Raw genomic sequence first — 20,498 nt, forward strand, 5'->3', positions numbered from 1 at the left:
TCACGGTGCAGGTGTCTTCCAGGGGTGCGTCGTCGGCGGGTCAGGTTTCGAACTCGTCGATGTCCTCCTGGGCCAGCTCGACGAGGCTGAAGTCGGAGGGGGTGTGGCCGCCCGCTGCGGGGGCGGCGCTGTGGGCGGCCAGGCCGCCGAGCATCTCCAGCCAGCACCGGCCCAGCCGGCGGGCCGCGGCGCCGGCCACGATTCCGGTGGACCACTCCAGGTGGAGGGAGAGTCCGGCCCCTTGCGGGGTGTCCCGGACGACGGCGCCTGCTTCCAGGGCGTGCAGGACGGGCTGGTCCGGGTCGGCCGCACCGCCGATCGCCGACGGGCCGGCCGGCTGCCAGGCTTCGGGCGCCCGCGCCGCCCCCGAACCGGTACGGAACCGCCCCAAGTAGGTGAACGCGATCTGCGGGGCGGGCAGGGCGGCGAGCAGTGGTGCTGTCCGCGGGTTGAGGTGGCGCAGCAAGCCGTACCCGAGGCCGTCGCCCGGCACCGCTCGCAGCTGTTCCTTGACGGTCTTCAGCAGCACCCCGGCCGCAGGTCCGCCGGCCGGCACCTGTTTCACGTCGGTGCCGCCCAGGCGCAGCCGGACCGGGTGGACGGAGGTGAACCAGCCCACCGTGCGCGTCAGGTCCACGCCTTCTCCGGCCTCGCGGCCGTGTCCCTCGACGTCGAGCAGTACCGCGTCGGCGTCCTGCCAGTGCGCGACCGCGCCGGCCAGCGCGGCCAGCAGTACCTCGTGCACGCCGCAGTGGAACATGGCGGGGGTGGTGCCGGTCAGTATCCGGGCCTGCGCCGGCGGCACCGTCCACGACTGCCGCGCCACGGCCGCCCAGGTATCCCGCGCGGGGTCCGGCGCCCGGCCGCCCGGAAGCGGCACGGGCGTCTCCAACGAGCTGGTCCAGTAGGCCAGTTCGGCAACGCGTGCGGGTGTGACGGCCTGCTCGGCCAGCATGCCCGCCCACCGCCGGAAGGAGGTGCCGACCGGGTCCAGTTCCGGTTCCCGGCCGGCCGCCGCGGCCTCGCAGGCGGCCCGCAGGTCCGGCAGCAGGATGCGCCAGGAGACTCCGTCCACCACCAGGTGGTGGATCACGAGTGCCAGCCGTCCGGTCCGCTCGGGTCCGGCGTCCAGCCAGACCGCCTGCACCAGTACGCCCGCCGCGGGATCCAGCCGGCCCGCTGCCTCGTGTGCGGCCCGGTCCGCTGCCCGGTCCAGGTCCCCGGCCGCGACGTGCGCGGCATCGACCCGCGACACCAGCCCCGCGGGCGCCACCGTTCCGCGTTCGGCCACCGTCAGCGCCCACGCGGAGGCTTGCGGAGCCACGCGGGCCCGCAGGACGTCATGCGTGTCCAGTACGGCTGCCAGCCCGGCCACCAGCACGTCACGTGTCAGCCCGGCGGGGGTTCCGGCGATCACCCACTGGGCGAACCGGGGCGCCGCCGCGTGCCGGCCCAGCGCGCGCATGACCGGCGTCCAGGGCACCTCACCGGCCGCCACGTCCGCGGTGGCCGCCGCCTCGCCCCCGATCCGGGCGACGGCGGCCAGCGCGGCCGGCGACCGGTGCTCGAAGACGTCCTGCGTGTCCACGTGCACCCCGGCACGGCTCGCGCGGGACGCCAGCTGCATCGACGTGATCGAGTCACCGCCCAGCGCGAAGAAACTGTCCTCCACACCGACGCGTCCGACGCCGAGCACCTCGGCGAACACCGCGCACAGGATCTCCTCGGCCGGGGTCCGGGGAGCCCGCCGCGCGGCCCGCTCGCCGGAACCGGGAACGGGCAGGGCCTCGCGGTCGACCTTCCCGTTCGCGGTCACCGGCAAGGCGTCCAGCACCAGTACGGCGGACGGGACCATGTAGTCCGGCAGCAGGCCGGCGAGGTGGCGCCGGACCGACTCTCCGTCCACCTCTCCCTCCAACTCCCCGCCCGGGGCCGGGCTTTCGGGGACGACGTATCCGGTCAGCCGCGGCCGGCCGGGCCGGTCCTCGCGGACGCTCACCACGGCGTCGGCGACGGCGGGGCAGGTGAGCAGGGCGGCCTCGATCTCGCGGGGCTCCACACGGAACCCGCGGACCTTGACCTGGTCGTCGGCCCGGCCGGCGAAGACCAGCTCCCCGCCGTCCGTCCAGCGCGCCAGGTCCCCGGTCCGGTACATCCGCTCGCCCGGCGCGAAGGGACACGCCACGAACCGGTCCGCGGTCGCCCCCGGCCGCCCCTCGTAGCCCTGGGCCAGTCCCGTACCGGCGAGGTACAGCTCGCCCGTCGTGCCGGGCGGGCCGGGACGCAGGAAAGCGTCCAGGACATAGGCCCTGCGGCGGTCCATGGGGCGGCCGATCGGCAGCTCCCCGGGCACCGCGTCACCGGGCCGCAGCGGGCGCAGGGTGGCGCACAGGGTGGTCTCGGTCGGCCCGTACGCGTGCAGCACCGTGGTGTCCGGGCACGCATTCCGGACCCGCCGCACCGACGCGGCGGGCACCACGTCGCCGCCGGCCATCACCCGCCGCAGCCCCGCGAAGCACGCGGGTGCCTCCTCCGCGATCACCCGGAACACGCCCGCCGTCAGCTGCACCGTGGTCACCCCGGCGGCCACCGCCGCGCCGATCCGGCGCGCGTCCAGCGCCCCGGGCCCGGCCACCACCACCCGCGCGCCCGCGGCCAGCGGCAGCCAGATGTCGAACAGCGAGGCGTCGAACGCGTGCGGCGCGTGCATCAGCACCACGTCATCCGTACCGAGGCCCCATACCGGATCGCTCACGAGTCCGGCCACACCGTCGTGCGGCACGGTCACGCCCTTGGGAGTCCCCGTCGAACCCGAGGTGTACATCACGTACGCCGCGTCCTGCCCGGTCAGCGGCGCCCGCGGCCCCCCGGCAGGGCACTTCGCGACGGCTGCCGCCACTTCCGGGTCGTCCAGCACCACGAGCCGTCCCGGGGCGCCGGCCGGTACGGTGCCCCGGGTACCCGCGGTGCACACCACAGCCACGGGGCCGGTGTCGGCCAGCAGGAACGCCACGCGCGGGGCCGGGTGGGCGGTGTCCACCGGTACGTACGCGGCGCCCGCCTTCCACACCGCGGCGAGCGTCACCAGGAGGTCCGCCGAACGCTCCAGCACCACCGCGACCCGGTCTCCCCGCGCCACGCCGAGACTCGTCAGGTAGGCGGCCAGCCGGTCGGACGCGGCGTCGAACGCGGCGTAGGTCAGCGACCGCTGTCCGTCGGTCACCGCCGTCGCGTCCGGTGACCGCTTCGCCCACGCGGTGACCCGTTCCGGCACCAAGGCGCCCGAGGTCCCGGCGCTGGCGCCGTTCCCGTGCGTCACCACCCGCTCGCGTTCGAGCGCGTCCACCACGTCGATCCGTCCCGCGGGCGACGCAGGGTCCGCGACGATCTGTTCCAGCACCCGCAGCAGCCGTCCGGCCAGCGGCCCGGCCACCTCCGGGGCCACCAGGTCCGGCAGGTACGCCAGGCGCACCCGCAGCCGGGCGTCCGCGGTGACGCCCACGGTCAGCGGGTAGCTGGTCGCCTCGTTGACCTCCGCAGTCTCGAACGTGACCGCGTCGCAGACCGTCGGCCCGCCGGCGCGGCCACGGTGGTTCTCGTACACCAGGAGCGTGTCGAACACGGCTCCGGGCCCGGCGTGGCGCTGGATGGCCGGAAGGCCCAGATGCCGGTGCGGCAACAGCGCGGCCTGGCGCTCCTGTACGTGCGTGAGCAGGTCCCCCACCGGCCGCGCACCGTCCACGCAAACCCGTACCGGCAGGGTGTCGATGAGCAGCCCCACCATCGATTCCGCCCCCGGCACCTCCGGGGGCCGCCCCGACACCGTGGTGCCGAAGACCACGTCCGTACGGCCGGCCAGCCGCGCCAGCACCAGCGCCCACGCGCCCTGCACCACCGTATTGACCGTCAGGTCGTGCGCGCGGGCGAACGCGGTCAGGGCCTGTGTCGCCTGCGCGCCGAGTTCCGCCGTACGGGTCCGGGGCGTCACCGGCGTCCTGCCCGGGTCCGGCGGTGCCACCAGCACCGGCTCCGTGACACCGGCCAGTTCGGCCTGCCACGCGCGGGCCGCCGCCTCCTTGTCCTGGCGGTCCAGCCACGCCAGGTACTCCCGGTAGGAAGGGGCCGGCGGCAGGCCGGAGAGGTCACCGGCCGCCGTGTAGGCCGCGGCCAGCTCCCGGGAGACGACCGGCATCGACCAGCCGTCCATCAGGATGTGATGGCTCGTCATGACCAGGTGGTGGCGGTCCGGGCCGAAGCGGATCAGCAACAGGCGCAGCAGCGGTGCCGACGTCAGGTCGAACCGCCGGGCCCGCTCCCGCCCGGCCAGCGCCGCTGCCTCGGCGGCCGCCGCGTGCGGTGGACGTCCCGACAGGTCGCTCTCGCGCCAGGGCAGGCGTACCGTGCGCGGGATGAGCTGCACGGCCTCGCCCGACTTGCGCCTCGGGAAGCCGGCCCGCAGGGCCGCGTGGCGGTTCAGCAGCGCTTCCCACGAGGCCCGCAGCCGTCCCGCGTCCAACGGTCCGTGCACCGTCTGGACGTGCTGGATGACGTAGGGATCCGTCTCCTGGGCGGCGGAGGAGGCGGAGTGGAAGAGGATGCCCTCCTGGAGCGGTGACAGCGGCCACACCTCTGCCAGCGCGGGCCCCTGAGCGGCGGTTGCGGAACTCACAGCGGCGACCCTTCCTCCCGGTCTTCCCAGCTCTGCGCCATCGCTTCGAACAGCTCGATCTCGTCCTGGTCGAGGGCGAGCAGGGTGAAGTCGCCGGGGGTGTGACCGCCTGCCCCCGGTGTGGTGGTGTGGGCGGCCAGACCGCTGAGCATCTCCAGCCAGCACCGGCCCAGGCGTTCCCCGTCGGCCTCGTCCAGTACGGCATCGGGCCAGCTCAGGCTGAGGGTGAGCACCGGCCCGTCGGAGGTGTCGCGGACGTCCGCGCCGGCCGCCAGTACGTGCGGCGCCGGCATGGCGGGGGCGAGTGCGGAGCCGATCGCCGACGTACCGGCCGCCTGCCAGGCGCCGACCGTGTCCCCCGGGGAGGGCGCGGGGAAGCGGCCCAGGTAGTTGAAGGCGATCTGCGGTGCCGCGAATGCCGCCAGGACGGCGCGGGTCCCGGGGTTGAGGTGGCGCAGCAGCCCGTGTCCCAGCCCGTCGCCGGGTACGTCCCGGCTCTGCTCCTTGACCGTCTTGAGCAGCGCGCCGGCCGCCGGGCCGCCCGACGGCACCTCGTCCAGGGCGACGCCGGTCAGGTCCAGCCGCTGCGGGCGCACACTGGTGAACCACCCCACCGTACGGGAGAGGTCCATCCCGTCACCGGCCTCGCGGCCGTGCCCCTCGACGTCCACCAGGACCTGCGGAGCGGCGTCCCGCCTGCTGCGCGCGACCGCTCCGGCCAAGGTGGCCAGCAGCACCTCGTGCACACCGCAGTGGAAGGCCGTCGGTGTGGCGGTCGTCAGGACGGCCGCTTCCTCGGCCGGTACCGTCCAGGTCCGGTGGCGGAGGGTGGCCCCGGTGTCGGCCGCCGGGTCCAGCGCCCGCTCGACCGGTACGGGGTCCACGGCACCGTACGCGGCCGTCCAGTCCGCGAGTTCCGCGACCCGCTTCCCGTCGGTCGCCTGTGCGGCCAGCCACCCGGCCCACCGCCGGAACGACGTGGCCACCGGCTCCAGTTCGGGCTCCCGCCCGGCGGTCACGGCCTCGCAGGCGGCCCGCAGGTCCGGCAGCAGGATGCGCCACGACACCCCGTCGACGGCCAGATGCTGCACCACCACGACCAGACGGCCGACCCTGCCGGGGCCGGCGTCCAGCCATACCACCTGCATCATCACGCCCGTCGCGGGATCGAGCCGCCCCGCGGCCTCGTCCGCCGCGCGCTCGGCGGCCGCGTCCAGCTCCCCCGCGACCGGCACGCGCGTCACCAGGCGCGCGGCGTCCACCGATCCGCGCTCGCCCACCGTCAGAGCCGGTTCCCCGCCGTCCGGCACCACTCGGGCCCGGAGCATGTCGTGGGTGTCCACCAGCGCGCCCAGCGCGGCCACCAGCACGTCCTGGGTCAGCCCGGGAGGCGCGCCGACGATCTGCCACTGCGCGAACCGGCCGTCGACGACCCGGTCGCCCAGCAGCCGTGCGACCGGGGTCCAGGGCACCCGGCCGACGCCCGTGTCGTCCCCGGTCGCGTCGGCGCCGGCCGCGGGGCCGACGGTCTGGGCCACCCTCGCGAGCCGTTCGGGCGTCTTCGCCTCGTACACCTGCCGCGAGGTCACCACCAGCCCGGCGCTCCGGGCCTGCGCCATCAGCTGCAGTGCGCTGATCGAGTCACCGCCCAGTTCGAAGAAGCTGTCCTCGGCTCCGACGTGTCCCGGCCCCAGTACGTCGGCGAAGAGGGCGCACAGGGTCTCCTCGGCCGGCGTACGCGGGGCGCGGCCCCCGACCCGCGCGGGGAATCCGGGCGCCGGCAGCCGGGCGCGGTCCACCTTTCCGTTCGGTGTCAGCGGCCACGCGTCCAGGGCCACCACCGCCGCCGGCACCATGTGGTCCGGCAGCGAGCGGGCGGCGTGTTCCCGCACGGCCCGGCCGTCCACCGGGTCCGCGACGGGCACGGCGTACCCCACCAGCCTGCGGTCGCCCGGGCGGTCCTCCCGCACCACGACCACCGCTTCGGCGACGGCCGGGTGGGAGGCCAGCGCGGCTTCCACCTCGCCCGGCTCGACCCGGAACCCGCGCACCTTGACCTGGTCGTCGGCCCGTCCGGCGAAGGCCAGCTCCCCGCCGTCCGTCCAGCGCACCAGGTCCCCGGACCGGTACATCCGCTCCCCCGCCGCGAACGGGCACGCCACGAACCGCTGGGCGCTCAGGGCGGCCCGGCCCAGGTAGCCCCGCGCCAGGTTCGCCCCGGCCAGGTACAGTTCGCCCACCACACCGGCCGGTACCGGCTGCAGGAACGCGTCCAGCACGTACGCCCGGGAGTTGGCGATCGGGCGGCCGATCGTCGGCCGGCCGGCACCGCCCAGCGGCGCGCTCGCGGTGGACGTGACCGTCGCCTCGGTGACGCCGTACTCGACCACCAGCTCCCGCCCCGCGGCCCACCGCCGGCGCGCCTCCCCGGTCAGCGGCTCGCCCCCGACGATCAGTACGCGCAGCTCCGGCAGGCCGTCGGACGGCAGATTCCGCAGGAAGGACGCCGGCAGGGCGACGTGGGTGATGCGCCATGTGCGCAGCAGCTGGGCCAGTTCCGCACCGAGCGGCGGCCGGCCCGGCGGAGCCGGCACGAGCCGGCCGCCCGCGCACAGGGCGGGCCAGATGTCGCTCATCGAGACGTCGAAGCCCGGCGAGACCAGTTGGAGGACACGGCTGCCGGCGTCGAGGCCGTACCGTGCGACGTGGTCGACGACGAGGTTGGCCAGTCCGCGGTGTGGGACGACCACGCCTTTCGGGGTGCCGGTCGTACCCGAGGTGTAGATGAGGTACGCCGCGTTGTCGGCCCGCAGCGGCGCCCGGCGCTCCGCGTCCCGCACGGACCCACCCGCGCAGCCCCCCAACGCCTCGGTCACCGCGGGGCCTTCCAGGTTCAGCACCCGCCCGCCGAAGTCCCGCGGCACCGCGTCGCGGGTGCCGCCGTCGCACACCGCCACCGCCGGCCCGGCGTCCCGCAGGACGAACGCCACCCGCTCCGCCGGAAGGCCGGGATCGACCGGTACGTGCACCCCGCCGGCCATCGACACCGCCAGCACGGTCACCACGAACTCCACCGACCGCTCCAGCACCACCGCCACCCGGCATTCCGGGCCCACCCCCGAGCGGATCAGGTACCTGGCCAGCCGCCCCGCCTCGTCGTCGAGTTCCCCGTACGTCACAGTCCGCTGCCCGTCCTGAACGGCCACGGCGTCAGGCGCCCGCCGCACCTGGCGTCCGAAGAGCTCCGGCAGTGGCGCGAGCGGACAGGGCGCCGCCGTCCGGCTCCCCTCCCGCACCGCCCGTGCGCTCTCCGGCGGGCCCGGCATGCCGACCCGGCCGACCGGCACCGCGGAGTCCGCCGCGGCCCGTTCCAGCAAGTGCAGCAGGGACCGGTGTACGCCCCGGACCCCGTCCTGGTCATAGCGCGCGGCATCGGCTTCCAGGACCACGTCGACCCGGCCGCGGTCCGGCGCCGACGGACCGGTCATCCGTACCACGAGGTCATCGACGGGCCGTGGGGACAGGTCGCACAACTTCCCCCGGCACGGCCCGAACCACAGGTCCGCGTCGGCCGGCGAGACACCCACCGACGGGCCGAACTGCCATGGGTCCTGCGCCCGGCCGAGCTCGCGGCGCAGCCAGGCACCGGGAAAGCGCCGGTGGGCGAGGAGACCGCCGGTCTCTTCGCCGGCCGCCCGGGTCAGCTCCGCGAAGCCCGCCCCGGCGGACACCGGCAGCCGCAGCGGCAGGACGTTGGCCATCGCACAGGGCGTCCGCCGCGCCCGCCCGGCGGGGCGCCCGTCGGCGGTCAGGCTCAGGCACGCCTCGTCCGCTCCCGTCATCCGGCACAGGGACACGGCCGCAGCGGCGGCCACCAGGGCGAGCCGCCCCGTTCCGGCGCGGGCCGCCACCGCGGAGAGTGCGGCGACGGCATCGGGAGTGAGCCGGCCGCTCTCCCGCAGAACGGCGCCGCCCTCGGCGGGAGCCCTGGCGGAAACCGGCACCGGACCTGGCCGGTCCGCGAAACGTTCGTGCCAGTACCGCCGGTCGCGCGCGCAGCCGTCCGACTCCCGGTAAGCGGCTTCCTCACGCAGCAGGTCCCGCAGCGGGACGTACCCGGGAACACCGAGGTGCTCCCCACGCACCAGCGCCCCGTAGAGCTTCGCGACGCGGCGCGCCAGCAGCGCACTTCCGAATTGGTCCAGCACCAGCCGGTGATATCGCTGGTACCAGACATGACGCTGGGGGGCCAAGGAGATGAGCGTGTGCGAAAACAGCTCTCCGCACTTCTCTTCCGGATCCGGCAATCGGGTCTGCTCGCCCTGCATCAAGCCCTCGACGGCTTTCCACGGATCGTCACACATCCCGATATCGACGGTCCGCAGTTCCCCACCCTGCGCCGAATTCCGCCCGATCACCTGAACCGGAACACCACCGTCTTCCGTGAACCGCGCCCGCAGCGCCTGGGTCTCGGTGACGGCCTGCCGCAGCGCCCGTTCAAAAACGACCGTGTCCAGGGGCCCGAGAATGTCGACGTACTGCCTGATCTCGTACGGCCGGTACGTGTCATCCGCATGCCGGGCCGACCACACTTCCGCCTGGCATGCGGACAGGGGTAAAGCGGGCCCCTTGAGGTCGTTCATGCTGCCCCCTTCGGTGGACGGCCCGGCGCGTGAACTGCAGACGGACCGCGCCAATGCCGCGGCGCGCACACCGTGAACCGTCCGAATTTCTCGCCGGGCCCGGCCGGTACAGGAATTCCACGGCCGATCGCTCCACTGTGCGGAGCCCCACATACGCAGTCAACCGCAACCAGTTGGACGGGGAACGGGCAATTGCGCGTCCAACTGGCTGCGGTTGCGTCCGCGGTTCCGAGGGCTCTTGTCAGCAGGCTCGGGGCACGATCCTGCGGGGGCTCACACGGTCATGGCCGGCCTTCCCTGGCTGACTTCGTCGAGCAGCAGTCTCGCGGCCACCGCCGCACCGTCGGTGCGGATGACGCCGGCCACGGCCCGCGCCCGTGCCCGGGTTTCGGGCGTCAGGGCCGTGGTGAGGGCGGCCGACAGGGAGCCGAAGGTCGGCGTCGGGCCGTCGTGGGACACGCCGGTGCCCAGCTCGGCCACTCGGGCGGCCCAGTACGGCTGGTCCGCGATCAGGGGGACCACCACCTGGGGCGCGCCGGCCCGGGCCGCCGTCGTCGTGGTGCCCGCGCCGCCGTGGTGCACGACGGCGGCCACCCGCCGGAACAGTGCCTGCTGGTTGACCTCGCCGACGACGAAACAGTCGTCGGCGTCGTCGATCGGGGCCAGGTCCGCCCAGCCGCGCGCGAGGAGTACGCGGCGGCCCTGCGCGCGGACCGCTTCGGTGGCCACCCGGGCGATGCCCTTCGGGGCGTACGCGGCCATGCTGCCGAAGCCCACGTACACCGGTGGCGCTCCGGCGTCCAGGAACGCCTCCAGGCCGTCCGGGAGCGGGCGGTCGTCGGGCAGGATCCACGCCCCGGTGTGCACCAGGTCGAGGTCGGTCATGCCCTGCGACGGGCACAGCGTCGGGTCCGCCGCCAGCCACGGCCGGCCGGTGAAGACGTGGTCGCGGACGTTGTCCACCGGCGGCAGGCCGATCCCCGCCCGACGGCGGTTGAGCGCCTCGCCGTACAACGCGTTCACCCGCTGGGCGTCCTGCTGCCACAGCACCCGGTTGTCGGTCTCGTCCCGCGGGGACGGCGTGCCCGGGCGCACCCCGGGGCGGAGGTGCCGCGACGGCAGGCCGAAGATGTGGAAGCACCCGTACACGTAGCGAAGGCCCAGGCTCTCGGCCACATCCCGTGCGCCGGCCGGCATCAGGCCGGACGCCAGCAGCGCGTGACACCCCTCGGCCGCCCCGATGAGCGTGTCGAACCGGGCGTCGACCAGCTCGGCGGCGAGCCGGAACGCGTCCGCCGCCGTCGGCGGCCGCTCGCCGGCCACCACCGAGCGCACCGGCGGACCGAGCGGCACCAGCGGCACGCCGACTCGCTCCAGCAGCACCGCGAACTCCTCGTCCGGAGGAGCGCACATCCGTACCTGCGCACCGAGTTCGCGCAACGCCACCGCCAGTCCCGCCAGCGGTTCGACGTCTCCGCGTGATCCCACCGTCGTCAGCAACACCCGCATTTCGTGCCCCCCATTTCCACAGTTCCACAGTTCCCGCCTTTCAGTCGCCGATTCTGCGGTGGGGGTGGGGGCTTGCCGCAAGCCCCCCGGTGCGCTATACGTTGAGAGTGGCAAGGAGTGAATTCTCCTTGCCTTTGTTTTTGGGCCGTCCGCCGAGGACGGACAGCCCTCCGGAAATCCCGAAAGAAAATCCTTCCGGGCGGGCGCTGATCAGGTGCGGGGCAGCGGTCGGTGCGGGACTGCCACCCGACGGCCATGACGCGCGGTCCTGACCGTCACGCACGTGGCTGCCATTCGCCGCGCAGTCGGCGAAACACTCGTCACCGCCGCATCGTCACCTCAACGGCCTGCGGCAAGTGCAGGCGAGAACGGGGGCACGATCGGCGTGGCCGCACTCCCGGCCCTGCGGCGACCGCCTCCACCGCTCTTGAACACCGGCGCGCCGCTCATAATGTCGGCATGACCACCGCCGACGGCTGGGTGCGGTACTGGCGCGACGGCGACCGCCCCGTGGAGGCCATGCACGCGCACTTCTTCGACCACGTCTATCCGCCGCACAGCCACGACACGTACTCCTTCGGCAGCACCGTCGCCGGCGCGCAGAGCTTCCACTGCCGGGGCGGCACCCACACCAGCGGCGCCGGGATGGTGATGGCCTTCAACCCGGACGAGGTGCACGACGGGTGGGCCGCGGCCGACGTGGGATACCTGTACCGCATCGTGCACATCGGCCCGTCCGTGGTCAGCGACATGATCAGCGACGCCACCGAGGGCCGCTCCGCCGCGCTGCCCCTCTTCACGGACCCCGTACTGAGCGACCGAGCGCTCGCCGACGCCCTCGCCGGGCTGCACGCCGCGCTGATCGGCTCCCCGAATCCGCTCATACGGGACGAGTGGCTGACCGCCGCCGTGACCGCCATGACGCGCCGCGGCGCGTCCACGACGGCGTCTGCCGTACGGGTCCGGACGCCGACCGACCGCGCACGCCGCCAGGCGGCCCGCCGCGCCCGGGAACTGCTCGACGACACCTACCTGGAACCCCTGACCGCGGAACAGCTGGCGGCGGCCTCCGGATGCAGCCGCTTCGCCCTCTACCGGGCCTTCCGCGCCGAGTTCGGCCTCGCGCCCAGCGACTACCAGCGGCAACTGCGCCTGCGTCACGCACGTTCACTGCTCATGTCCGGCGCCACACCGGCCGACGCCGCCTCGGCCACCGGCTTCGCCGACCAGGCGCACTTCAGCCGCTGGTTCCATCGCGTGTACGGCATCACGCCCGGCACCTTCCGGCGTGCCTGACGGCTGCGGGGCGGAAGGGCCCTGGCGGTTGGAGTGACGTGTCGGCGCAGCGACCCGATCTGATGGACTGGTGGCATGACGCCGCTGCCGTCCCGCATCCTCCGGGCCCTCGCCCGGTTCAACGCCGCGCACCCCTGGGACCACAACGCCCACTTCCACCCGTGGATCCTGCGGCAACTGCCCCGGCGCTTCGGCAGTGCCCTGGACATCGGCTCCGGCAGCGGCGACCTGGCCAGACTCTTGGCCACCCGCGCCGCCACGGTGCACGGCATCGACGCCGACCCGGCGATCACGGCCCGGGCGCGGGAACTGACTCCTCCCGTGGCCCCGGTGACGTTCACGGTCGCTGACGCGCTCACCGGGGTCCCGGGCGACTCGTACGACGTCATCACCTGCGCCGCCGTCCTCCACCACCTGCCGCTCGCCGACGCCCTCACCGTCTTCCGCCGTCACCTGGCTCCCGGCGGCACTCTGGTGATCGTGGGCCTGGCCCGCCCGCAGACGCCCGTGGACCACCTGCTGGCCGCCGTGTCCTCCCCGCTCAACGCCGCCACCGGCTGGCTCAGGAACAAGGGCCGCCCGTCGCCCCGGCCGGTCGCGATGACCGCCCTGACCCGTCCGGCGGACACCCCCTTCCCCGACATCGTCCGCGAAGCCCACCGCATCCTGCCCGGCGCACGCCTGCGCCGTCGGCTGTTCTGGCGCTACACGCTCGTGTGGCGTCACCGCTGACGTACATGAGCCGGGAGCCTTCCCCGGTCCCCCGTCCCCCCGGCCCTCTTCGGACCCCATGTCCGGATGTGACAGGTAATCGTCATTGCGGTCACTGACGGCAGCGGGTGAGGATCGGTCCATGCCCACTTCGCACCGTGTCGTCATCGCGGTCTTCCCCGATGTCGATCTCCTCGACGTCACCGGCCCGGCCGAGGTCTTCGCGCTGGCCAACCGGGAGACCGCGGGCCGCGCCGGCTACCAGGTGCGCCTCGCCGGGCCGGCCACGGGTGCGGTCCGCACGTCGGCGGGGGTGCGGCTGCTCGCGGACGTGGCCTTCGAGGACGTCGGTGAGCAGGTGGACACCCTGCTGGTGCCGGGCGCGGTGGACATGACCGACGACGGCCCCGTGGCCCGTACCGACCCCGCCGTCGTGGCGTGGGTGAAGGAGACGGCCCCGTACGCCCGGCGGGTCGCGTCGGTGTGTGTGGGCGCGCATCTGCTGGCCGCGGCCGGGCTGCTGGGCGGGAGGACGGCGACCACCCACTGGTCGACCTCCGCCCAGCTCGCCGCCGATCACCCGGACGTGACGGTCGACCCGGACCCGGTCTTCGTCCGTTCCGACTGCGGCCGGCTGTGGACCGGGGCCGGGATCAGTGCCTGTCTGGACCTCGCGCTGGCTCTGGTGGCGGAGGACCTGGGCGAGCAGACCGCCCTGGCGGTGGCCCGGCAGCTGGTGATGTACCTCAAGCGGCAGGGCGGACAGAGCCAGTTCTCCGTACCGCTCAGCCGCCCGGCCGCCGAGCGCCGGGACATCGACGAGCTACGGCTGTGGATCTCCGACCATCTCGACGAGGACCTGTCCGCGCCGTCTCTGGCCGCCCGGATGTGCCTCAGTGAACGGCACTTCGCCCGTGTCTTCAAACAGGAGACGGGCAGCAGTCCCGCAGCTTACGTCGAAGCGGCCCGCGTCGAGCTGGCCCGGCGCCTGCTGGAGACCACGGACTGCCCGCTCGACCAGGTCGCGGCCGCCGCCGGGCTCGGCTCGGTGGAGACGTTGCACCGGGCGTTCAGACGGCAGCTCGCCTCCACCCCGGCGGCCTACCGCCGCCGCTTCCGTACCCGGGTCACCTGAGCCGCCCGTCTCCCACCCCATTCTCCGTATCTCTCCGCATCTCTCCCTTGGCGCTCGGCGAGGCGGACGACCTCACCATGTGCCCTGACGCGAACAACGAACAACGCACGCCGAAAGGTTTCCGATGAACGCCCTCACCCCCTCCACTCCCCTGCGCGACGTGATCGGGCTGGACGGCCGGCCGCCGCGGCTGAGCGAATCCGCCCTGCTCCTGGTCGACTTCCAGAACACCTACCGCACCGGCGTCATGGCCCTGGACGGGGCCGACGAAGCCCTCGCGGCCGCCGCCCTCCTGCTGGAGCGTGCCCGTGCCGCGGGCACCCCGGTCGTCCATATCGTCAACGACGGCGGCGAAGGCACTCCGTACGACATCCGCGCCGACATCGGCGCCATCAGCGAGCCGGTCACCCCCGTCGAGGGAGAACCGGTCGTGGTCAAGCAGTTCCCGAACGCCTTCCACGCCACCGAGCTGGAGAAAGCCCTGACCGGCCTCGGCTTCGAGCCGGGCAGCGGCAAGGACCTCGTACTGGCCGGCTTCATGACCCACATGTGCGTCAACTTCACCGCACAGGGCGCCTTCAACCTCGGTTACCGGCCCACCGTCGTCGCCGAAGCCACCGCCACCCGCGCCCTCACCGCCCCGGACGGCACCGTACTGCCCGCCACCACCCTCCAGGCCGCCGCCCTGACCACCATCAGCGACCTGTTCGGCCTCGTCGTCCCCACCGCGGACGGCCTCCCCGGCTGAACCGCGCACGAACCCGGAGACCGCGCCGCCGCTCAGCGCGCGGCCTCCGGGAACTCCAGGCGACAGCCGTACCGGCCGACCGGAGTTCACGGATGAGGGCCCGTACCGCCGTGGCCTCCGTCGATTCGAGTGCGGTGCCGTAGCCGACTCCGCGCCGGGTCGGCCGGGCCCGCGAAGTGAACCCGCCCGGGCCGCCTGGCACCAGGCACCGAGGAATGACCGGCCTCAGGTTCCGGCGCCTTCGCTGTTGCGAAGGCACACCGCAACTCCCTTGAGTTTCCGGGCGCTCCGAGCGCGGTCAGCCCTGCCCGGTCATGATCATCTCTGCCGCCCGCTCGCCGACCACCATGGAGGGAGCCATCGTGTTGGCGACCGTCACATGAGGCAGCACCGAGGCGTCGGCGACGCGGAGGCCCTCGACGCCGTAGACCTTGAGCCGGGCGTCCACGACGGCGTCCGCGTCCCGCCCCATCCGGGCCGTGCCGCTCTGGTGCCAGAAGGTCTCCACGGCGTTACGCAGGAACAGCTCGACCGTGTCCGTCGCGGAGGACGCCGGGGACACCTCCCGCCTGGCGAACGGACGGAGCCCGGCGGAGTTGCCGATCTCGCGGGCCATGGCGACGGCGGACAGGGCCGAGCGGACGTCGTCGGGGTCGGCCAGGAAGTTCGTCTCGACGCGGGGCCTGGTCAGCGGGTCGGCGCTCGCCAGGCGGACCCGGCCGCGGCTGCCGCCGCGCGGGCGCATGGCGGGCATCAGCGTGAAACACCGTTCCGGCGGCGGGTACTGGGCGGCGCTCTCCACGGAGACGGACGGGGCGGGCGAGAGGTACATGACGAACTCCGGCGCTCCCGGCCGCGTGTCGTCGGACCAGAAGCAGACGGCCTGGCTGCGCGTGGGCACCGGCATCGGCACGTCCTCGGCCTCCCACATGCAGGGCAGGCGTATGTGGTCGTCGAGGTTACGGCCGACGCCGGGCAGGTGCTGGACCACCGGGACGCCGGCGGCCCGCAGTTCGGCCTCGTCCCCGATCCCGGACCGCATGAGCACGGCCGGGGTGCCGATCGCGCCCAGCGACAGCACCACCTCCTGCGACGCGTGCGCGCGCAGCGGCTTGCCGTCGCGGATGAGCTCGACGCCGGAGGCCCGGCCTGCGGAGAGTAGGACGCGGGAGACCGTCGTGTGCGGCAGGACCGTGAGGTTCGGCTGCCCCAGGCGGCCGGCGACATAGCGGCGGAAGGGGGTCTGCCGCACTCCCTCGTGGATGTTCTCGTCCCGTACGGCGCAGCCGGCGTCCTTCTCCATCAGGGCGCCGTTGGCGCTGTCGAAACGGGAGAGGCCCGTGGCCTCGACGCCGTCGAGGAAGGCGGCGAAGAGCGGGTGCACGTCCTGCGACGGCCGGATCCGCATCGGACCCCCGGTGCCACGGCGTTCGGGGTCGGGGGCGCCCTGCCAGTCCTCGATGCGCCGGTAGAGCTCCAGTATGTGCGCGTAACCCCACCCGGAATCGCCTGCCTGCCGGGCGAAGGAGTCCCAGTCGCTCCGGTGGCCGCGGGCCCATACGCCGGCGTTGACGGCGCCGCCCCCGCCCAGTCCCCGGCCCGTCGCGTAGGCGAGCCGGCGCCCGTTGAGCTGCGGGTTCGGCTCCGTGACGTAGTCCCAGGTGCGCTCGCTGCCGAGGTTGGCCGGCCACAGGTCGGGGTTGCTCACCCGCTCGTCCTCGTCGTCGCCGCCGCTCTCGACGAGCAGCACCGTGACAGCCGGATCGGCCGCGAGCCGGCCGGCCAGGACGGAACCGGCCGAACCGGCGCCGCACACGATGTAGTCGAAGGCGGCACCGTCGTCGATACGGTCGGCGAGCGCGAGCCGGTGCGGGAGTTCGGCAGCCGTGGCGCCTTCCTGTCCTGGTTCGTTGCTCACGTTCATGCTCACGCTCGTCATCTCCTTGGAACTAAGTCCTGAACGACTGACGGTCCTCCCCCATGCCCGTTCCGGGGCCGACGCGTCGAAGCGGCCGGTCCGATCGGGCAGTTCGCCAACATCACCCTAACCGTCTCGAACCATCGCACCGCATCGGCCACCTGCTACGAGGCACCGCCACCCGCGGCTCGACGCCGCCCGGCCACGGTCCGCCCCGGCGGTCCGCCCCAGCGCCCCGGCCGCCGTTAGTGAAGCGTTAGCCGTACAGCGGCAGATCGTCAGCGGCGGCCGACAGTCTTGTTCTCATCAGCCCGCAGCGCCACGCGAAGAGAACAGGGAAGAACATGTCGCACCGCACCACACTCCGCCACGCCCGCAAGGCCGCTGCCGCCATGGTGATCGCCGTCGCCGCGCTCGGGCTCACCGCCTGCCAGGACGGCGGCAGCAGCGCTTCGTCCTCGTCCGCCTCGACAAGCGCCCAGAAGCCCGCCACCTCCACGGCCAAGTCCGCCCAGAAGTCCACCGGCGGCGCGCCTTCGGACGCGACCAAGAAGTCCGGCATGAAGTGCACGAACCAGATCAACTACGCCGGTGACCCCCGGTCCAACGCCGAAATCAACTCCATCGGTGAAGACACGGGCCGCTGCCCGGCCCCCAAGAAGGACACCAAGCCGTCCGGCACCCCGAAGAAGCCCGGCGTGAGCTGCACCAACCAGATCAACTACGCGAGCGACCCCCGGTCCAACGCCGAAATCAACTCCATCGGTGAGGAGACCGGTTACTGCCCGCCGATCCAGCATCAGTGAGCCCACCGCCGTCCCTGACGGCGCAGCCCCCTTGGGGCTCAAGTGGACACTGGACCGTTCCGGATCACGGCCATGTCCTCCGCCGCCGAGGCTTCCGGCGGCGGAGGACGGTCCTTCACTTCATCCGTGCACTATGGAGCGCTACCGAGCAATGCGGAACGCTGCCGTGCACTACCGTGTGCCACCCACCACCGGCTCCCCTGTCGACTGACTGCCCGCCGGACGGGGCGCGACCACGCACTCGGACGTGCCGGACTCCGCCGCGCCGTTGACGGCGGTGACGCAGAACTCGTAGTTCCAGACGCCGGGCACCAGGTAGGCGATGCCCCGGCTGGTCCCGTCGGTGACGTACTCGTCGGCCGTCGACCGGCTGCCGTCGTTGATGTTGCGGATCCAGACGCGGTAACCGGCGGCCTGTTCCGACCCGTTCCAGGTCAGCTGGACGGTCGTGGCGTCCGTGGAGGTGACCTTCAGGCCGGTGGGCGCCGACGGTGTCCCGGCACCCACCATGACGGCCCGGGCCGCGCCCGGCATGCCGCCGCCGGCCGCGTTCCAGGTGGCCACCGCGACGACGTACCGGTGGCCCGGGACCAGGCCGTCGACGTGCGCCGACTGGCCCTTGACGCCGACGCTGCTGACGAACGCGCCGGGAGTGTCCTTGTCGAAGGTGAGCACCTCGTAACGGTCGATCGTGCCGGTGTGCGTTCCGGTCGGCTTCCCCCATGACACGTCGACCCCCGTGGCGGTGGCCCGGGTGACGATGCCGACCGGCGCCGGGGCGGTCTCCGGGTGCGCGGTCGCGCTGACGACGCCCGACCAGCCGGACGTGGCCTGCTCTCCGTTGTCGGTGCGGACCTGGTACTCCCACTTCTGGCCGTCGGTCGTCCAGGTCGTGTCGTGGCGGTTGGCCGTGACCCGCAGTTCGTTCCACGCGTCGCTGCCCACGAGCCGGCTCCGTACCGTGTAACCGAACGCGCCGAAGACCCGGTCCCAGGTCACGGTGATGCCACCGGGGCCGGACCGGGCCGCGACGTTCCCGGGCACGGGGGTCGGCCGGGTCTCGACATCCCCGGGGACGGGCGGCACGCTCGTGCCCAGGTGGAACTTCTCGTGCAGCGTCAGTTCGAAGGCCCGGGCGATCTGGTACTCACCGCGGGCGTTGGGGTGCAGACCGTCGTAACCGGCCGGGCAGCCACCGACCTCGCACTCGTAGTTCCCGCGCCAGTCGACCAGCTCCACCGGCGACTTGCTGGTGTTCCACTGCGGGATCGCCTTGCGGAGCATGGCGTTGTACGTGTCGGTGTTGCGGGGCAGGTCGTCCCGGCCGCCGATCTTGGTACGCTGCGGAACGTCGGCCAGCGCGAACTTGACGTCCGGCTTCGCGGACCGCGCCTCGTCCACCAGCGCCTTCATGCTGTCCAGGGTTCCTTCCGGGCCGCTGACGAACCAGCCCATGTCGTTGAACCCCAGCCCGACCAGCAGCAGATCGGGGCGGTACTTCGCCACCTGGTCGGCGATCAGCTTCTTGTCCTGCGCCGCCTGCCGTCCCCACACCGCGAAGTGCTCACTGTCGAAGGGCCGCGCACCGGCCGCGTAGGCGCCCGAGACCCTGGGCGCATCGGGCTCGGCGGCCTGTTCGCCCTGGAGCGCGGGCGGGGCCGGTGGCTTCGGCTCGGCGTGCTGCACGGTGCCCTTGTACGGGCCGACGAAGTCCACGGTCACGCCCTGGTTCTGGAACCACTCCCACAGGCGGTAGCGCCAGGTCCAGTCGCCCTCGTGTCCCTGGGACATCGAGTCGCCGACCACCATGATCCGGAGGTTGCCGCCGTTGCCGTCGCCGTCGTCGCCGTTCCCGCGCGGGTTCCGTTCGACGATCTCGTCGATGAGCCCGCCACCGGGGAAGTCCATCATCATGATGCCGGTACGGTCCATCGCCTCGCGGCCACCGAAGTTGTCCGCGCGGCCGGAGTAGAACTCCGGGCACCGGCCGTCGGTGTTGTGGAAGCACTGGATGAGGAACTCGTTGACGCCGTTGGCCGTCGGGGTGCCGCCCGCGACGGTGGAGGGGTGCGCGCCCGACGAAGTACCGCTGGTGTAGTTCATGTACAGCGCGTCGGGCTGGTAGCGGTACTCCTTCTCACCTCCGCGGTGCGCGTCCCACACACCGTTGGTACGGCGGAGGTGCGCCCGGACCTTCTCCCACTTGCCGGCGATGGCTGCGATGCTGGGAACCTCGTACGCGTCCTGGACGTACTCGTCGTAGGAGCCGCCCGCGGGGTAGAGCTGGCGGACGCCGTAGCCGCCGTAGATGCCGCCGCCCGTCCCGCGGAAGCCGAGCAGGACGATCTTGCCCCGGACCTCGCCGAGGGACGGCGTGTCCGCCTGGCTGCTGCCGGTCACCGACGGGCCCCAGAACAGGTCCTGCCACGCCGTCGTCCGCTTCCACTCATCGCCTTCGCCGGTGTACGCACGGCCCTGCAGGTACGAGTCGAAGACCTTCGTGCGCCATGCGTCGGTGGCGAAGCCCTTGGCGTCCTTGCAGGAGAACGTCTCTCCGGTGCACTCGGCCTTCAGGTTCAGCAGGATCGTTTCCTTCGGGTGTGCCGAGAGGAAGTCCTTGGCCTTCGCCAGTACGTCGGTGAAGTTGGCGTACTGATACATGGCGCCGTGATGGACGGTGAAGGCCAGCCCAGCCTTGCCCTGGTCCACCCTGACCCGGATGTCGATCGACCGGATACCGGCGTCCAGCTGGGTGGTCAGGGTCTCCGCGCTGTAACCGTGCGGTTCCTGGGTGCGGGTGATGCTGGTGGAGATCGCCTCGCAGGCCCCCGCGCTGCTCCGGGAGCCGCACAGGGCGAGACTGTCGTGCGTCCCGGGTATGGACATCCGGGCGAGGCTGGTCCTGTCCGGCACCCCGGCCATCCACGTCCGGTTGGCCGGCGAGGCGGACGTGATGCTGTTGTAGTACTCGTTGGCCTGCGCCGGTACGCCGGTGGCGACCAGGCCGAAGGCCGTCAACGCGAAGGTCAGTAAGACTCTGAGGACAGTACGTCTGCGCGCGGC

The 20,498-nt window shown here is 73.2% G+C and carries 10 protein-coding genes; 5 read left to right on the plus strand and 5 right to left on the minus strand.

What is annotated here, in order from left to right; translation table 11 throughout:
* Positions 1 to 40 precede the first annotated feature (40 nt).
* From ACZ4Z1_RS23360 to ACZ4Z1_RS23370, 3 genes are all read right to left on the minus strand, one after another.
* Positions 41 to 4,669 carry an amino acid adenylation domain-containing protein gene (locus tag ACZ4Z1_RS23360; RefSeq protein WP_468488543.1) on the minus strand — a complete coding sequence of 1,543 codons (4,629 nt, stop codon included), beginning with the start codon at positions 4,667 to 4,669 and terminating at the stop codon, positions 41 to 43.
* On the minus strand, positions 4,666 to 9,465 hold the full coding sequence (locus ACZ4Z1_RS23365; protein ID WP_468488544.1) for an amino acid adenylation domain-containing protein: 4,800 nt from the start codon (positions 9,463 to 9,465) through the stop codon (positions 4,666 to 4,668). The genes ACZ4Z1_RS23360 and ACZ4Z1_RS23365 overlap by 4 nt, the downstream gene beginning before the upstream one ends.
* A 120-nt stretch (positions 9,466 to 9,585) precedes the next feature.
* Positions 9,586 to 10,821, minus strand: coding sequence for a glycosyltransferase (locus ACZ4Z1_RS23370; protein WP_468488545.1), 1,236 nt, complete (start codon positions 10,819 to 10,821; stop codon positions 9,586 to 9,588).
* A gap of 459 nt (positions 10,822 to 11,280) precedes the next feature.
* On the opposite strand from ACZ4Z1_RS23370, the gene ACZ4Z1_RS23375 reads away from it, so the two are divergent.
* From ACZ4Z1_RS23375 to ACZ4Z1_RS23390, 4 genes are all read left to right on the plus strand, one after another.
* On the plus strand, positions 11,281 to 12,117 hold the full coding sequence (locus ACZ4Z1_RS23375; RefSeq protein WP_468488546.1) for an AraC family transcriptional regulator: 837 nt from the start codon (positions 11,281 to 11,283) through the stop codon (positions 12,115 to 12,117).
* A 75-nt stretch (positions 12,118 to 12,192) separates the two neighbouring features.
* Positions 12,193 to 12,849 (plus strand): class I SAM-dependent methyltransferase, encoded by a 657-nt coding sequence (locus ACZ4Z1_RS23380; RefSeq protein ID WP_468488547.1) that lies wholly within the window; start codon positions 12,193 to 12,195, stop codon positions 12,847 to 12,849.
* A gap of 121 nt (positions 12,850 to 12,970) precedes the next feature.
* Positions 12,971 to 13,963, plus strand: coding sequence for a GlxA family transcriptional regulator (locus tag ACZ4Z1_RS23385; RefSeq protein ID WP_468488548.1), 993 nt, complete (start codon positions 12,971 to 12,973; stop codon positions 13,961 to 13,963).
* 124 nt (positions 13,964 to 14,087) lie between these two features.
* Positions 14,088 to 14,711: an isochorismatase family protein gene (locus tag ACZ4Z1_RS23390; RefSeq protein WP_468488549.1), complete on the plus strand. Its 624-nt coding sequence runs from the start codon at positions 14,088 to 14,090 to the stop codon at positions 14,709 to 14,711.
* A 298-nt stretch (positions 14,712 to 15,009) separates the two neighbouring features.
* On the opposite strand, the gene ACZ4Z1_RS23395 is transcribed toward ACZ4Z1_RS23390, so the two are convergent.
* Complete coding sequence (locus ACZ4Z1_RS23395) at positions 15,010 to 16,635, minus strand: GMC family oxidoreductase (RefSeq protein ID WP_468488636.1); 1,626 nt, start codon at positions 16,633 to 16,635, stop codon at positions 15,010 to 15,012.
* Positions 16,636 to 16,973: 338 nt separating this feature from the next.
* Here ACZ4Z1_RS23395 and ACZ4Z1_RS23400 point away from each other — a divergent pair, with 338 nt between their 5' ends.
* The gene (locus ACZ4Z1_RS23400) at positions 16,974 to 17,435 is read left to right on the plus strand and encodes a hypothetical protein (RefSeq protein ID WP_468488550.1); all 462 of its coding nucleotides are present in this window, start codon (positions 16,974 to 16,976) and stop codon (positions 17,433 to 17,435) included.
* Between the two features lie 171 nt (positions 17,436 to 17,606).
* Here ACZ4Z1_RS23400 and ACZ4Z1_RS23405 read toward each other — a convergent pair whose 3' ends face one another.
* The gene (locus ACZ4Z1_RS23405; protein WP_468488551.1) at positions 17,607 to 20,453 is read right to left on the minus strand and encodes a phosphatidylinositol-specific phospholipase C domain-containing protein; all 2,847 of its coding nucleotides are present in this window, start codon (positions 20,451 to 20,453) and stop codon (positions 17,607 to 17,609) included.
* Positions 20,454 to 20,498 lie beyond the last annotated feature (45 nt).

The organism is Streptomyces sp. NPDC030165 (genome assembly GCF_055573595.1).

What these genes read in the sequence shown, in the direction of transcription:
- ACZ4Z1_RS23365 (WP_468488544.1), bottom strand. Translation starts at nt 9,465, where the DNA reads ATGTGGGGCTCCGCACAGTGGAGCGATCGGCCGTGGAATTCCTGTACC.
- ACZ4Z1_RS23370 (WP_468488545.1), bottom strand. Translation starts at nt 10,821, where the DNA reads ATGCGGGTGTTGCTGACGACGGTGGGATCACGCGGAGACGTCGAACCG.
- ACZ4Z1_RS23375 (WP_468488546.1), top strand. Translation starts at nt 11,281, where the DNA reads ATGACCACCGCCGACGGCTGGGTGCGGTACTGGCGCGACGGCGACCGC.
- ACZ4Z1_RS23380 (WP_468488547.1), top strand. Translation starts at nt 12,193, where the DNA reads ATGACGCCGCTGCCGTCCCGCATCCTCCGGGCCCTCGCCCGGTTCAAC.
- ACZ4Z1_RS23385 (WP_468488548.1), top strand. Translation starts at nt 12,971, where the DNA reads ATGCCCACTTCGCACCGTGTCGTCATCGCGGTCTTCCCCGATGTCGAT.
- ACZ4Z1_RS23390 (WP_468488549.1), top strand. Translation starts at nt 14,088, where the DNA reads ATGAACGCCCTCACCCCCTCCACTCCCCTGCGCGACGTGATCGGGCTG.
- ACZ4Z1_RS23395 (WP_468488636.1), bottom strand. Translation starts at nt 16,635, where the DNA reads ATGAACGTGAGCAACGAACCAGGACAGGAAGGCGCCACGGCTGCCGAA.
- ACZ4Z1_RS23400 (WP_468488550.1), top strand. Translation starts at nt 16,974, where the DNA reads ATGTCGCACCGCACCACACTCCGCCACGCCCGCAAGGCCGCTGCCGCC.